Annotated in this window: 10 protein-coding genes; 7 read left to right on the forward strand and 3 right to left on the reverse strand. The window is 51.2% G+C overall.

Translation table 11 applies throughout. The features are described 5' to 3' along the window. The first annotated feature begins 2 nt into the window (after nucleotides 1–2). The 7 genes from nuoL (at nucleotide 3) to BMW31_RS12345 (ending at nucleotide 10,875) form a co-directional block, all read left to right on the forward strand. Nucleotides 3–1,955, forward strand: a complete 1,953-nt coding sequence (nuoL, locus tag BMW31_RS12315; protein ID WP_091826424.1) for an NADH-quinone oxidoreductase subunit L — start codon at nucleotides 3–5, stop codon at nucleotides 1,953–1,955. Between the two features lie 10 nt (nucleotides 1,956–1,965). Further along, on the forward strand, nucleotides 1,966–3,471 hold the full coding sequence (locus BMW31_RS12320; RefSeq protein WP_091826404.1) for a complex I subunit 4 family protein: 1,506 nt from the start codon (nucleotides 1,966–1,968) through the stop codon (nucleotides 3,469–3,471). 40 nt (nucleotides 3,472–3,511) lie between these two features. Next, entirely contained in the window at nucleotides 3,512–4,978 is a 1,467-nt protein-coding gene (locus tag BMW31_RS12325) for an NADH-quinone oxidoreductase subunit N (RefSeq protein WP_091826406.1), read from the forward strand. A gap of 536 nt (nucleotides 4,979–5,514) precedes the next feature. Next, nucleotides 5,515–6,762 (forward strand): AGE family epimerase/isomerase, encoded by a 1,248-nt coding sequence (locus BMW31_RS12330; protein WP_091826409.1) that lies wholly within the window; start codon nucleotides 5,515–5,517, stop codon nucleotides 6,760–6,762. A gap of 99 nt (nucleotides 6,763–6,861) precedes the next feature. Further along, nucleotides 6,862–8,151 (forward strand): glycoside hydrolase, encoded by a 1,290-nt coding sequence (locus BMW31_RS12335; RefSeq protein WP_091826411.1) that lies wholly within the window; start codon nucleotides 6,862–6,864, stop codon nucleotides 8,149–8,151. Beyond that, nucleotides 8,102–8,392: a hypothetical protein gene (locus BMW31_RS13520; RefSeq protein ID WP_144269519.1), complete on the forward strand. Its 291-nt coding sequence runs from the start codon at nucleotides 8,102–8,104 to the stop codon at nucleotides 8,390–8,392. The genes BMW31_RS12335 and BMW31_RS13520 overlap by 50 nt, the downstream gene beginning before the upstream one ends. Continuing rightward, complete coding sequence (locus BMW31_RS12345; protein ID WP_091826415.1) at nucleotides 8,389–10,875, forward strand: glycoside hydrolase family 9 protein; 2,487 nt, start codon at nucleotides 8,389–8,391, stop codon at nucleotides 10,873–10,875. The genes BMW31_RS13520 and BMW31_RS12345 overlap by 4 nt, the downstream gene beginning before the upstream one ends. 925 nt (nucleotides 10,876–11,800) lie before the next feature. Here the strand turns inward: BMW31_RS12345 and BMW31_RS12350 are convergent. The 3 genes from BMW31_RS12350 to BMW31_RS12360 form a co-directional block, all read right to left on the reverse strand. Next, complete coding sequence (locus BMW31_RS12350) at nucleotides 11,801–11,983, reverse strand: hypothetical protein (RefSeq protein ID WP_091826416.1); 183 nt, start codon at nucleotides 11,981–11,983, stop codon at nucleotides 11,801–11,803. Nucleotides 11,984–12,050: 67 nt separating this feature from the next. Continuing rightward, complete coding sequence (locus BMW31_RS12355; protein WP_091826418.1) at nucleotides 12,051–14,252, reverse strand: sodium-translocating pyrophosphatase; 2,202 nt, start codon at nucleotides 14,250–14,252, stop codon at nucleotides 12,051–12,053. 185 nt (nucleotides 14,253–14,437) lie between these two features. Then, complete coding sequence (locus BMW31_RS12360; RefSeq protein ID WP_091826420.1) at nucleotides 14,438–15,553, reverse strand: porin; 1,116 nt, start codon at nucleotides 15,551–15,553, stop codon at nucleotides 14,438–14,440. Nucleotides 15,554–15,990 lie beyond the last annotated feature (437 nt).

Genomic DNA, 15,990 nt, shown 5'->3' on the forward strand with positions numbered 1-15,990 from the left:
CAATGGAATATAGTTATTCATTTTTAATACTTCTTCTCCCGTTCCTGAGCTTCTTGGTTTTGGGTCTTGCGGGCATGAAGATGAAAGAGAAGGTAGCTTTCACCATAGGCACGACAGTCCTCGGACTGCTGTTTGCCATGTCGGTGTACACAGCTTATGAGTATTTCTTCGTTATAGGAAGAGATGCTACGGGTTTGTATCCTACCGTTACCGTATTTAACTTTACGTGGCTCAAGTTCTCCGAATTGCTTACCTTCAACATCGGTTTCCGCCTGACGCCAATCAGCGTCATGATGCTCATCGTGATTACCACGGTTAGTTTCATGGTACATATCTATTCGTTGGGTTACATGGCCGAACGGGATGAGCATTATCACAAGGAAGGCTACGAGAAAGGCTTCCAGCGTTTCTATGCTTTCCTCTCGTTGTTTACCATGTCGATGCTGGGACTTGTCGTTGCAACCAACATCTTCCAAATGTATTTGTTCTGGGAGTTGGTGGGTGTGTGTTCTTATCTGCTTATCGGCTTCTACTATCCCAAGCATGAAGCAGTGCACGCATCGAAGAAGGCGTTCATCGTAACGCGCTTTGCCGACTTGTTTTTCCTGATTGGTATCCTGTTCTACAGCTTCTATGTAGGCACGTTCAACTATGACCTTACAGCCGATCAGGAACTCAATGCTCATCTTGCAGGCGCCGCTTGGGTAATTCCGATGTCGCTCTTCCTGATGTTCATTGGTGGTGCCGGCAAGTCGGCCATGTTCCCCTTGCACATCTGGTTGCCTGATGCAATGGAAGGTCCTACGCCTGTTTCGGCACTGATTCATGCCGCTACGATGGTTGTAGCTGGTGTATATCAGGTTGCCTCGTTGTTCCCCATCTATATTAAGTTCGGAGCAGTGGAGCAGTTGCACTGGATTGCTTACATTGCAGCTTTCACTGCGTTCTATGCAGCGGCAGTAGCATGCTGTCAGCGTGACATCAAGCGTGGTCTGGCATTCTCCACCATATCGCAGATAGGCTACATGCTCGTGGCTCTGGGTGTTTGCTTTGCACTTGATAATCATGAGGGAGGCCTTGGCTACATGGCTGCCATGTTCCACCTGTTTACCCACGCCATGTTCAAAGCCCTGTTGTTCCTCTGCTCCGGTGCCATCATTGTTATCATCGGAAGTAACTTCAAGGAATACATGGGAGGCCTCTGGCGGTACATGCCCATCACGTGTGCATGCTTTGCTGTCGGTGTTTTGGCCATTAGTGGTATTCCGCCCTTCTCCGGTTTCTTTTCAAAAGACGAAATCATCGTGGCCTGCTTCCAGTTCTCTCCTTTCATGGGTTGGTTCATGACGATAGTAGCCGGAATGACGGCCTTCTATATGACACGCCTCTTCTGTGTTATTTTCTTAGGGCAGAGCTATTATGAGCTCGCCCCCGAACACCGCCGCCGTCCGCAGGAAGTTCCTGCTGTTATGTGGGGGCCGTTGGTGTTTCTGGCTCTTATTTCCATTTTTGCCGGACTTATTCCATTCGGTCATTTTGTATCGGCAACGGGACAGAGCTATGACATCCACATCGACTGGAGCGTAGCCGGTACAAGTATTGCAGCCGGTGTTATCGGTATAGCACTTGCCATGTACATGTATGCTCCCAAGCACAATCCGCTGCCCGACCAGCTTGCCAAGGCCATGCCTCGCCTGCATAAGGCCGCATTGAACCGCTTCTACATAGACGATGCGTGGCAGTTCTTCACACATCAGATTGTGTTCGCTTGCTTCTCTAAGCCTATAGCCTGGTTCGACCGGCACGTGGTAGACGGAACCTTCAACTTCCTCGCATGGGGTACGAACGAAGCCGGTGAAGCCATCAGGCCTTGGCAGAGTGGCGATGTGCGCCAGTATGCCATCTGGTTTCTCACGGGCAGTGTAGCCTTAACATTGATATTACTTTGCATATAATATAAGAATTATGTCTATATTAACATTATTCGTAGTTATCCCGTTCCTGATGCTGATAGGCCTATGGCTGTCACGCAACCTGAATCAGGTACGTGGTGTGATGGTAGTAGGGGCCAGTGCCTTGCTGATACTGGCCATTTGGCTCACCGTTGCTTTTATCCAGGCTCGTGCCGCCGGCAATACCGACGAGATGTTGTTTGCTTACAGCATTCCCTGGTTTGCCCCTTTACATATTGCTTACAGTGTGGGCGTTGACGGTATCTCGGTAGTGATGATACTGCTGTCGGCCATCATCGTATTCACCGGAACCTTTGCCAGCTGGCAGCTCCAGCCGCTCACCAAGGAGTACTTCCTTTGGTTCGTGCTGTTGAGCTCGGGTGTTTTCGGCTTCTTTATCTCTACCGACATGTTTACCATGTTCATGTTCTACGAGGTTGCGCTTATACCCATGTACCTGCTCATCGGCGTATGGGGCACCGGCCCCAAGGAGTACGCTGCCATGAAGCTCACCCTGATGCTTATGGGTGGTTCTGCATTGCTCATCCTCGGCATCCTGGGTATCTACTTCTTCAGTGGGGCAACCACCATGAACGTGAATGAAATTGCCGCCATGGCCAATATTCCGGAGAATGTACAGAAGGTGTTCTTCCCGTTTGTTTTCATTGGCTTTGGTGTGCTGGGAGCCCTGTTCCCGTTCCACACATGGAGCCCCGACGGTCATGCGTCGGCTCCTACGGCCGTTTCCATGCTGCATGCCGGCGTACTGATGAAGTTGGGAGGCTACGGCTGTTTCCGCATTGGCATGTATCTGCTGCCCGAGGCACTTGACATGTGGGCGCCGGTGTTCCTCGTACTGACAACCATCTCGGTGGTTTACGGTGCACTTTCGGCTTGTGTACAGACTGATTTGAAATACATCAACGCTTATTCCTCCGTTTCTCATTGCGGCATGGTACTCTTCGCCCTGCTCATGCTCACGCAAACTGCCATAACGGGTGCAGTGCTCCAGATGTTGTCGCACGGACTGATGACGGCTCTCTTCTTTGCAGTTATCGGTATGATTTACCACCGTGCCGGCACACGCGACGTTCGCAAGCTCGGCGGCTTGATGAAGGTTGTACCCTTCCTCTCTGTGGCTTACGTGGTTGCCGGTTTGGCTAACCTTGGTCTGCCGGGCTTCTCGGGCTTCGTGGCAGAAATGACCATCTTCGTGGGTTCATTCGAGAATGCTGACACTTTCCACCGTGTGGCCACTATCATAGCCTGTACTTCCATCGTGATAACGGCCGTTTACATTCTCCGTGTTGTAGGTAAGATACTGTACCAGAAGATACCCAACCAGGAATTTTACAAGTTGCATGATGCTACTTGGGACGAGCGCATCGCCGTGGCCGGCCTCATTGCCTGCGTGGCCGGTTTGGGTTTGTTCCCGTTGTGGGCCGACAATGTCATCCAGGATGCCGTTGCACCTATCATCAATCACATCGGGCAGTTTGCGACGCTGGCCTCTCTGTAATAGAAGATAATAAGTTTTGATCTAAACATTTGGTAAAATCATGAATATAGATTACAGTCAATTTTTAAATATGATTCCGGAAGTAACCTTGGTGGTTCTTCTGGTAATCGTCTTCATTGCAGACTTCTGTACGGCCAGAAAGCCCACCGACGCGCCCGGCGCACGCAAGTGGTTCAATCCGCTGGTGTGCATCCTGCTCTTGGCGCACATCGTTGTTAACATCTTCCCCACGGCAGATGCCACGACCTTTGCCGGCATGTATCAGACTTCACCGGCCATTGGTGTCATCAAGACCGTGCTGGCACTGGGCACGCTCATCGTGCTCATCCAGAGCCGCGAGTGGATGCAGCGTCCTGACACGAGCTTCAAGGAGGGCGAATTCTACCTGCTCGTCCTTTCTACTCTGCTGGGAATGAACATGATGGTAAGTGCAAATCACTTCCTGCTGTTCTTCCTCGGGCTCGAAATGGCATCCGTACCTATGGCCTGCCTCGTAGCTCTCGACAAGTACCGCCACCACTCTGCCGAGGCCGGAGCTAAGTTCATCCTTACCGCAACCTTCTCAAGCGGGGTGATGCTCTACGGCATCAGCTTCCTGTATGCAGCGTGCGGCACCCTCTACTTTGACGATGTAGCCACTCGTATCAGTGCAACACCGCTCACCATCATGGGTATGGTGTTCTTCTTCAGCGGACTCGGCTTCAAGATTTCGCTCGTACCGTTCCACTTCTGGACAGCCGACACCTACCAGGGTGCCCCTACAACTGTAACGGGTTACCTGAGCGTGGTGTCCAAGGGTGCTGCAGCATTTGCGCTGTGTGCCATCTTGATGAAGGTGTTTGCCCCGCTGACTGAGTATTGGCAGTATCTGCTCATGATAGTGGTTGTGCTCTCCATTACCGTAGCCAACCTGTTTGCTATCCATCAGACCGACCTCAAGCGCTTCATGGCCTTCAGTTCAATCTCGCAGGCCGGCTACATCATGCTGGCTGTTATCGGCGGTTCCGGCATGAGCACCGTTGCTTTGAGCTACTATGTGCTTATTTACGTGGTGGCTAATATGGCCGTGTTCAGCATCATCAGCAGCATAGAGGAGCATAACAACGGCGTAGTTGACATTGACAGTTACAACGGATTGTACCAGTCAAACCCCAAGCTGGCTTTCCTGATGACCTTGGCACTGTTCTCTCTCGGTGGCATTCCGCCGTTTGCAGGCATGTTCTCCAAGTTCTTCGTGTTCATGGCTGCCGTCAAGGGAGCACAGATTAACACCACCATCGGAGCCCTGGCTTATGCCACGGTGTTCATCGCCTTGGTTAACACCGTTGTGAGTTTGTACTACTATTTGCTCATTGTAAAGGCCATGTACATCAAGAAGAACGAGACGCCGCTGCCTACCTTCCGTAGTGCCGCCAGCACCCGGTTTGCCCTGGCTCTGTGTACAACGGGCATCCTGCTCTTCGGCATCTGCTCTGCTGTTTATGACTGGATAGCTGCGGCAGTATAGGCAAAATGAATGTATAGCTGATGGGGCACCGTCGGTTATCGTAAAACAGAAAGAGTCCGGTAGTCTGCAACGACTGCCGGACTCTTTTATTATGAGCTGCTGACTGTTTATGCGACGATTTCGGAGTAAGGAGCGAGCCTGAAACTGATGCCGTATTAGCTTTCTTCCGGCACCGGAATGAGTGCTTGAAAAGATGCTTCGTGAACTTTCGACAAGTGTCGCACGATTGTGAGACACTTGTCGCACATTTGTTTGACACTTGTCAAAAGTTCCTGCAACTATCAAATTACCACCTGGCAGTATTCATTTTACAAGCCGGAATACAGCCTCTTGGTCTTCTGCCGGAGTGTGATAATTTGTGTCATCACATCAATCTGCAACGCAAGCGGTTCCGTATTCCGGAACCGAAAGGCTGTGGGCTTTGCTTAGTTTTGCAAAAACCAATACATTTCTTTATTCGCATTGTTTTTCCGTGGGTAATGTGCAGGCGAATTGAGATTATTGCTTATATTTGTAGAAACCAACATATAGTCATCATGTTCAGACACATTCTGCTCGCCGCAGCACTTTTTTCAACCTTGACATTACATGCCCAATCGCCGGCGAAACTTCGCTCCGAGATAGTGAAAGATCTGAAGGAGAACATTCTTCCTTTCTGGATTCATCATGCAGTCGACCCTTCGGGCGGGTTCTACGGCAGGTTGAAGCGTGACGGTACGCCCGTTGCAGATGCCCCAAAGGGTGGTGTGCTGAATGCCCGGATATTGTGGACGTTCTCTACTGCTTACCGGATGTATGGCGACTCCGTGTATAAAGCGATGGCAGACAGGGCACAGCGCTATTTCATAGACCATTTCGTGGACGAAGAATACGGTGGAGCTTACTGGCTGGTAAGAGCCGACGGCAGCCTGCTTGACGGTACGAAGCAGACTTATGGCTGCTCGTATGCCGTGTATGGACTGGCCGAACATTTCAGAGCTACGGGCAACATAGAGAGCCTGCAGCGTGCAGTAGAGATTTACCGCACCATGGAACGCATTATCCGCGACCATGCTCAAGATGGTTACATCGAGACTTTTGCCCGCAACTGGCAGCAACCTGAGAAGATAGGTTATGATGGTGATGGCGTGGCCACCAAGACTATGAACACCCATATCCATGTGCTCGAGGCCTACACGGCATTGTATCGCGTGTGGCGCAACCCCGGGTTAAGAGAGCGTCTGCACCGGCTCACGGAGCTCATGGCCGACAAGTTCTACAATCCGGTGACCCGCCATCTGAACCTGTATTTTGACAGCAACTGGAATAATCTGAACGATATAGACTCCTATGGACATGACATAGAGACATCGTGGTTGCTGACGGAGGCTGCAGAGTTGCTGGACGACGACAGCCTGACGGCCCGCTGCAGCAAGCTGTCGTTGGCCTTGTGTGATGCGGCACTGGCCGATGGGTTGAACGATAAGGGCGGAATGATGTACGAACGCAATGGGAACGAGCTGCGCCGCGACAGCCAGTGGTGGTGTCAGGCCGAAACAGTATTGGGCTGTGTCAATGTCTGGCAGCTCACCGGAGAGGCCCGCTATCTGCGTGCTGCCGAGCGAACATGGAATTACATCAAGCAGTATGTCATCGATACCGAGTGTGGCGAATGGTTTAAAAGCATCTCTGCCGACGGCCGTCCGAACCTGAATGAAGACAAGGCCAGTATGTGGTATTGTCCTTATCATAACGCCCGCATGGGCTTCGAGATTGATGCGAGATTAAAAGAAGCTAAGAAGTAGAAGAATTAATTACCTATTTTTATAATCCTAATGAAAAAACTATTATTCCTAACACTTACGTTGCTGCTGCCGCTTGGCATGTAAGCCCAAACGGAAGTAATGGCCTGGAGCAACATTTCGGGCATCCGGCTGGATGGCGAGCTGATAGATTTTGAAACGGCCTTGATGGTCGGCAACAGGACAACCGGCAAGGAACGGCAGCAGTCTACGTACCATCGCGACGGCAACACGCAGCAGGTTGAACTGACCATTGACGGTGTGGCCTTTGTGCAGAAGGTTACTGATACGGGGCGAGGCAAGGCTCTCATCCGCGTAGAAGCCAAGGCCGCAGAGAGCCGTCATCAGGCAGCTGCACTGCTGCTCGATTTCAACAGCTCCACTTACGCTGCTGCCCGCATCCGCGTTTCGCGCTCAATGGTCGACGTGCGTTCGGCTAACCGGCATCTTACTTTCCGTTTTTCAAAGAATGCAGGCATCACTCGACAGGGTCGTCGTGTGCTGGTTCGCATGTTGGAAGCATCGCAACAGTCAGCAACTCTTGAAGCTACGCTTACTGCCGATGGTACTGTCGACCATTCGGAAGCCCGCGTCAGCATGGATGTTTCTCGGCCGGGTGACAGGTTTATGGGGTTAGGAGGCAACTTCCGTTTGCAGAACCCGCAGCATGACCCGGCTGTGATCGACTATTGTCTGAATAACATGCGCGTGGCATTCGGTAGGGTAGAGCTGCCCTGGGCTCGCTGGCAACCGCGTGAGGAGATGGAGCCCATGAGCCAGTCGGAGCTCGATGGTCATGTTGAACAGAGCTTGCAGATGGCCCGTCGTCTGTATGCTATGGGCATGCCCGTCATTCTCAGTGCTTGGTTTCCACCAGAGTGGGCGCTCGATAAGGTTAACGACCGCTTTCCGGCCCGTAACGGCGTGGCTGCCAAAGAACTCGACCAGACCAAGATGGACAGGATTTCCAAGAGCCTGGCCGATTATATAACGTACGCAAAGACGCGCTACGGCATCGAGTTTTACGCTTTCTCTTTCAATGAGAGCGATATAGGCATCGACGTCATCTTCACCCCCGAGGAGCATGCTCGTTTCATTCGTGAGTTCGGAGCGTGCCTGGCCAAGCGCGGCTTGAAGACTAAGCTGCTGTTGGGTGATAATTCCGACGCCACTACTCTCGATTTCATTCGTCCTTCCTTGGCCGAAACTCTGCTCAATCTGTCAGCCACTCAGCATCCTTCAGTGGCAGCTCACGAGCGATTACTCGCTGCTGTGGGGCGGAGGCATCTATCGTTCTACCGGCGAGCTGCATCCTACGCAGCGTTTCTTCAACCTCAAGCAGTTGGCTGCTACGCCCGCCGGCGCTTTCGCCTTGCCGGTTATCAGCAGTAAGTCAACGCTTAATGCAGCGGCGTTCGGCAATATAGCCCAGGGGCAGTATGCTGTCCACATGGTCAACAATGGCGCTGCATGCGATGCGTTGGTGTCTGGTTTACCAGCCGATAAGACCGCAGCCGAAGTATATGTTACCAACCAGCAGGAGCACATGTCGATGCACCGAGCAGAGCTCAGCGGCGGCCAGTTGCGTGTTCACCTGCCATCAGTCAGTTTCATCACAATCATCATCAAATGAAAAATCTATTCTTGCTCTTCATTACTCTCGTGCTGCCTGTTGTGGTTTCAGCACATGATTTCAAGCTAACCGACGGCAGGTACTTCCATAGTGGAGGCGTAGACGTGATGGTCTTCGATGATATTTACCCCGAAGGCCATCAGGGCGGGGTAGGATTAATCATGCACGGCCAACGCATTGCCACCAACGGAGACTTGCGTCTGGAGGCCACTCCGGGCCAATGGCAGCCCGTTCCGAAGCAACTGTCGCGTAAAGTAGCCGACGGCAGCATCACCACTACGCTCTGTTATCCGGATTCTTCACGGCACATGACGGGCTTCAATCCCATGATTTATCCCAACCTTCAGTTGCGTTATGACGTCAGAGTAGAGAGTCGTGGGCGGAGCATCGTGGTGACCGTTGACCTCGACCGCCCTATTCCTGCCGAATTTTTGGGAAAAGTAGGGTTCAATTTCGAGTTCTATCCCGGCGTTCTCTTTGGCAAGCCGTGGATTATGGACACGCAGTCGGGCATCTATCCTCAACAACCCAACTCGCCCCTGGCTCTCACTGAACCCAACTATAAGCATACGGGCAGCTATCATCAGCAGGGCAAACCCGAGGCTGATTTCAACCAACTGATTGGCAGCGGCTATAGTCCGATGGTGGCCGATGATATCATAGCCGAGCCTTATGCAGTGGGGCGTAGGTTTACCAGCAGGCCGGATGACCCGCTACAGCGCGTTACCATCGAGTCGCTGGCTGGCGACCTGAAGCTCTATGACGGCCGTATGAACCATAATAACGGCTGGTTCGTGCTGCGCAGTGAGGTCCAGCCGGGAGCTACCAAGGGCGCCGTGCAGTGGGTGATAACCCCCAACGTGGTTTCCGGATGGCGTTACAAGCCCGTCGTGCAGACTTCACAGGTAGGCTATCTGCTGGCCCAAAAGAAGGAAGCAGTTATCGAACTTGATGCCAATGAAAGCATTTCCGGCAAGGTTGAAGTTTATCGGATAGACTCCGATGGAGAGCATCTTGTCCGCGCGCTTACGCCAGTCGGCTGGGGTAAGTTCTTGAGATACAATTATCTGAAAGCCGACTTTACCTATATCCGCGAGCCGGGTCTCTACCAGGTTCGCTATGGCGAGAGCCGCTCTTCCGTGTTCCGCATAGGCCCGGATGTTTTTTCCCGTGGCGTTTGGCAGCCCGTAGTGGAGTATTTTCTGCCTGTGCAGATGTGCCACATGCGGGTAAGCGAGAAGTATCGCGTGTGGCATGGAGCCTGTCATCTGGATGATGCGCTGATGGCTCCGGCCCACAGTCACATCGACGGTTACGTGCAGCAAGCAGGGCTCTCACGTTATGCAGCGTTGGAAAAGGTTGCAGGAGTGAATATAGGCGGATGGCACGATGCCGGCGACTACGACCTGCGGATTGAGTCGCAGGCTGGAGAAGCCTACATCCTTGCACTGACTATGGAACAGTTTCATCCGGAGATAGACGTAACTTCCATTGACTATGAGAAGCACGAAACAGAGATTCATCAGCCCGACGGCCGCAATGACGTGATGCAGCAGATTGAGAACGGAGCCTTGACGGTGGTGAACGGATATCTTGCCTTAGGCCGTTTGTACAGAGGCATCATCTGTAACAGCGTTCGGCAGTATGTGTTGTTAGGCGATGCTTCTGCCATGACGGACGGCAAACCGGGCAACAGCGACGACCGTTGGATAATTACCGAAGACAATCCGCAGCGTGAGATGACAACAGCAGCTCAGCTTGCAGGCGTAGGCCGCTGCCTCCGGGGCTTCAACGATACGCTGAGTGCACACTGCATCCAGATAGCCCAGACCCTCTACCGGCAAACCCGTTACGAGGGATTGGAGAAAGTTCATGCCGCACTTGAACTGCTTTCTGCCACCGGCGACAAGTCTTATGAGCGTTACATCCTCAGCCGCAAGAAAGACATCATTGGCTACATTGCCGATTGCGGTTGGTATCTGGCCGAGTGGTCGCTTACTGCTCCCACTGGTTTCAGCAGCGATTTTGCCAAAGCACTGGCAGCTTACAGCCGTGAAGTGCACAGCCTGGCGGCCGAAACTCCTTACGGCGTGCCTTACCGTCCGCAGATTTGGGGAGCCGGATGGGATATCCAGAGCTTTGCTTTCCGCCATTACTTCCTCCACAAAGCCTATCCGCAACTCTTTTCACCCCAGCTGTTGTACAGTGCGCTCAATTTCGTATTAGGCTGTCATCCCGGCAGCAATACGGCTTCGTTTGCATCGGGAGTGGGAGCCCGTTCTGCCACAGTAGCCTACGGTATGAACCGAGCCGACTGGTCGTACATACCCGGCGGCGTGGCTTCAGGCACAGCCCTCATCCGGCCCGACTATCCTGAACTGCTCGATTTCCCCTTCCTCTGGCAGCAGATGGAGTACTGTCTTGGCGGCGCCAGCAGCCACTATCTGTTCATGGTGCTGGCAGCCTGCAACAGCTGCGACTGATTTAAAAGGGCTCATCCAACACCGGGTGAGCCCGTATTGTAAATGTATGTTTGGACGAAAGATGTTTTCCTGAAAAGTTGATGAACGAACCTTATCGACCCGGACTTGCGTATGGACACAAAAAAAGCGATGAGCTTCACAGCCAACCGCTTCAAATCTTCAATAGGTATTAGTTCTTTTAAGGTAAAAAGATTGTTTTCAGGATAACACTTGCAAAGATAAGTGATTTTTTCATAATGCCAAACTTTTTCTACACTTTTTTTCTAACAAAAATGGTGTGTGGGCACACATACATAAAATTCTGTTATTTTTTAGACTTCAATCTCAAAGAAAGTACATTTTAAAGTGTTTGAGACGGAATTTTCATGAACTTGTTTCAGAAACATAAATAAACGTGAGTGCCGATACATCAACTCATCACGAAAGTACCGTAATGGCATGGAGTTTTGTGCGAATTTTGGTTACCTGCATTGGCAACAACTCCTTGTCGGGTTCCCGAATGTGTGAACTCGGAGGCTTGCATGTTGTTTTTTCAACTTCTGGTAAGTGTCGGACAATTTAAGTGAGACGGCCTCCTTATTGTAATGAGATGGCCTCACTGTCGTAGTGAGATGTCCTCCTTATCGTAGTGAGATGGCCTCACTGTCGTAGTGAGATGGCTTCACTGTCGTTTGACAAGTGTCACACAATCATGAGACACTTGTCGAACAATCGTGTGACACGTGTCGAAAGTTCGCGAAGTACATGTTCAAGCTCCTTGGGCAGATGCTTCTGCACGGCTCTGAAGCGTTTACAGAGCAACCGTTGGGCTGAACATGAAATAATAAAGGTGGCCTTTGGCGGAGCGAGGAATAAAAGAATAAGCCCCGACAGCTGATAAAGCAGCTGCCGGGGGTCTGTTAATCACTTGAGAAATTGTTTATTTTTACTCGGCCGTGTACATCCATACTACGGCACACATGATGATTACAGCCAGACAGGTAAGGAACACAAAGAGGATGTTTCCTATCAGTTTTCTGCGTTTCTTGGCTGCTAAGTTCTTGTTTTTCCACACCTCAGAATCGTCAAGATGGTGATGATGGTGGTGAGAATGTTCTACTTCTGTCATTGTTTAGAGCTGCAAATTTGATGTTGACTGCAAAGTTACATTTTTTAAAGAAGATATACAAATCTTTTTATATAAAAGCAACAGTCAACCCGGCCATCACAATGCTGACCATTGACATCAGCTTGATGAGGATGTTCAGACTTGGTCCGGAGGTGTCCTTGAACGGGTCGCCCACGGTATCTCCTACGATGGTGGCCTTGTGGCACTCGGAACCTTTGCCGCCGAAATGGCCTTCTTCCACCATTTTCTTGGCGTTGTCCCATGCGCCTCCGGCGTTAGCCATGAATACAGCCAGCGTAAATCCTGCGGCCAAACCGCCAACGAGGAGTCCCAGAACGCCTGCCACGCCCAGAATGATGCCAACTATGATGGGGATGATGATGGCGAGCAGCGAGGGGAGAATCATCTCGTGCTGTGCCGCACGGGTGGATATTTCCACGCAACGGCCGTAATCGGGCGTGGCCTTGCCTTCGAGTATGCCCTGAATCTCGCGGAACTGCCTGCGCACTTCGTTCACCATACTCTGGGCGGCACGCCCAACAGCCTCCATCGTAAGGCCGCAGAAGAGGAATGCCGCCATGGCACCGATGAAGGCTCCAACGAGTACCTTGGGGTTCATCAGGTTGACTTGGAAGAACTCCATGAAGTCGGTTATCGAAGCATTCGATGGGTCGAACACTTGTCCTGCAGCGTCCACGAACTGCGAACCCTCCTTGATGGATCTGGTCATGGCTATCTTTATCTCCTCCACATACGATGCGAGCAACGCCAAAGCCGTAAGAGCGGCACTGCCAATGGCAAATCCCTTGCCCGTTGCAGCTGTCGTGTTGCCTAAAGCATCGAGTGCATCGGTACGGCTGCGAACCTCTTCTCCAAGCTCACTCATTTCGGCATTGCCGCCTGCATTGTCGGCTATGGGACCGTAGGCGTCGGTTGCCAGTGTGATGCCAAGGGTGGAAAGCATGCCCACGGCCGCAATTCCGATGCCGTAAAGTCCGTGGCTCACAGATTCTGCATTCATGCTTAGGTCAAATCCGTTGGCACACAGATAGCTGAGCATAATGGCCACACAGATGGTAACAACAGGGATGCAGGTTGAAATCATGCCCGTACCTATACCTTTTATAATAACGGTAGCCGCGCCGGTTTGGCTGGCTTCTGAAATCTTCTGAGTGGGTTTGTAGCTCTGGGATGTATAATATTCGGTGGCCTGACCTATGATGACACCGGCTGCCAGTCCGCTGATTACCGAGAAGCTGAGCCCGAGCCAGTTGCTGATTCCCAGCAGATAGAGGATAACGAACGTAGCGATGGCTATGAAAACTGCGCTCACGTTGGTGCCCAGTCCCAGCGAGTGGAGCAGCTCTTTCATCGATGCACCCTCCTTGGTCTTTACGAGGAAAATGCCAATAAGGCTCAAGAAGATGCCTACGGCGGCTATAATCATGGGCGCAATGACGGCACGCAACTGCATGTCTCCATTCATTGCAAAGGCTGTTGCTCCCAAGGCAGCCGTAGAGAGGATACTTCCGCAGTAGCTCTCGTACAGGTCGGCGCCCATTCCGGCTACGTCTCCTACGTTGTCTCCCACGTTATCGGCAATGGTGGCGGGGTTGCGCGGGTCGTCTTCGGGTATGTCCTGCTCAACCTTCCCCACAAGGTCGGCACCCACGTCGGCCGCCTTGGTGTAGATACCTCCGCCCACACGGGCAAACAGCGCCTGCGTTGAGGCTCCCATGCCGAAGGTAAGCATGGTGGTTGTGATGGTGATGAGAGCCATGTCATCGCCGCTGTAGGCTAAGTTAAGCACGATGAACCAGATGGCAATATCCAGGAGTCCCAGGCCCACAACGACCAGTCCCATGACGGCTCCGGAGCGGAATGCAACCCGCAGTCCACGGTCCAGTCCCTGCCGGGCGGCATTAGCTGTCCGGCCGCTGGCATAAGTTGCCGTCTTCATTCCAAAGAACCCGGCGAGCCCACTGAAGAAACCGCCCGTTAAGAAAGCAAAGGGCACCCACGGATTTTGTACCTTCAGCACGTACGCCATGAATGCAAACACTATGGCCAATACGATAAATACAATGAGCACAACTCTGTATTGCTGCTTGAGATAGGCCATGGCACCTTTTCGTACATGCTCTGCTATTTCTCTCATACGCGGTGTGCCTTCGTCTTCCTTCAACATGGAGCGGAAGAAATACCAGGCCATCGACAAGGCTACAATGCTGGCAATGGGAACCAGCCAGAAAACTGATGGAATGTTCATGGTTCTTGTTTGTTATGGTTATTGATTAATGTTTTATCGTTGCTTTTGCAAAGTTAACTTGGCAAATATATCAATTTTTTCAATAAGCTGATAGCTTTTGAAGGAAAAATGTATGGTTATGAATAAAAAAACAGCATTTCGGAAGGTTGAAATGCTGTTTTCTTAGGTTCGCAGATAGGCGCAGTTCAGAATCTGAAACTTACCTGAACATCAATGATGTCGTAGTTATGCTTGGCCAAACTGCGGTCGTTGATGCGTGCATACTCGGCGCTTATTTCAAAGTTCTTTGTAAATTCATAGTCGGCGCCAATCTCGTATTGCGTTCTTGCTTTGCTCCATTCTCCGTTGGGACGGTACAGATCATAGCGTGCCTTTACGTGACATGTCTTCTGTATAACAGGGGCTATGACGAGCGCGTAGACACCGTCGGCCTTGTTGCCATTGGCAGAAAGATCGCAGTTAGTCTCGCTTGTGCTCTGCATTGTCTTGGCAAAAGCCAGGCCGGTGGAGTGAATATACTCCGAGCGGAATGTCCAGTCGTTGACCAGATATTCGCCGGAAAGAGCGTAGCGGCGCTGTTGTAGCCTGCGTGTACCGCTTACCGGCTGCCCCTGGTCGTTGGTCCAGGTGCCCTTACGGGCGTAACTGCCTGTCCAGCCAAAGGCACCTATGCGCATGCCGGCTACGGGCATAACCCACATACCGCCAATGATATCCTTCTGCTGGTCCACGTCCTTCACGTTAATACCTTGGCCATTGAACACTCCAACCTGGTAGTGAAGGAGGTTGCGGCCTGCTGCATTCTTCAGGAAATCACCCTGGAACTGCAAGCCTATATCGCGTCCGTTGCTGGCATTGCCGCCTGCACGGTCGGAGAAACCGGCCAGTTTCTGTATGTTCTGACCGTAACCCATGAAGCCCTGGTCGATGGGATTCATCGGATTTTCAAATGTAAAGGGTCGCTTGTACTGGCCAATTTTGACGCGGAAAAACTCGAATTTCTGCCATTCGGCAAACAAGTCGACAACGCGGGGCGAGCTACCTAAGGTCGAAGTATTGCCGTTAAACTGGATTTGAGCTTTCCAATAGAAGTCCTGCATCACTCTACCGTCGAGCGAAACACGTGCCAGGCGGATATTGAATGAATTGGATTTTGCGCCCTCTTGGCCACTGTACTGATATTGAGTCAGGGCGTAACCTGAGAGTTTCACATTATTAATCCATGTGACTTTCTTTTCCTGTGCGCTTGCAGTGATAGTTGCAGCAGCGAACAGGGTCATGAAAATAATACTTTTTTGCATGATGTTTTAGGTTAGTTGATTGTTATGAATTTGTTCATATTTGTTTACCATGATGTTGCAAAGATAATAAAAAACCGATAATATTTTAATAAAATCGGATAAAAAACTGTTTTCGGACCCGTAAAAATGCGTATTTGCCAGCATGGGCTGCAAATGTGCCGGCTTTCACACGTCATCGTTTTGCGGTCGGAAAACATCCCATCTTAGGTACTGAAGATATCTTTCAGGAACTTTCGACACTTGTCGCACGATTATACGACACTTGTCACACAATCGTGCGACAAGTGTCGAAAGTTCCCGTCGGCATCATCCGATGCAGAAAAAGCTTGTCCTGTCCTGGATTTAGTTGACAGTTTTTGTAGTTAAATGTTCTTTAGGTTGACAATAAATTTCTTATGTGGAAATATAGTTGTCAGGTTTTTCTGTTAAGTGCACTT

Origin of the sequence: Prevotella sp. kh1p2 (genome assembly GCF_900111525.1) — a bacterium.
GTDB lineage: Bacteria > Bacteroidota > Bacteroidia > Bacteroidales > Bacteroidaceae > Prevotella.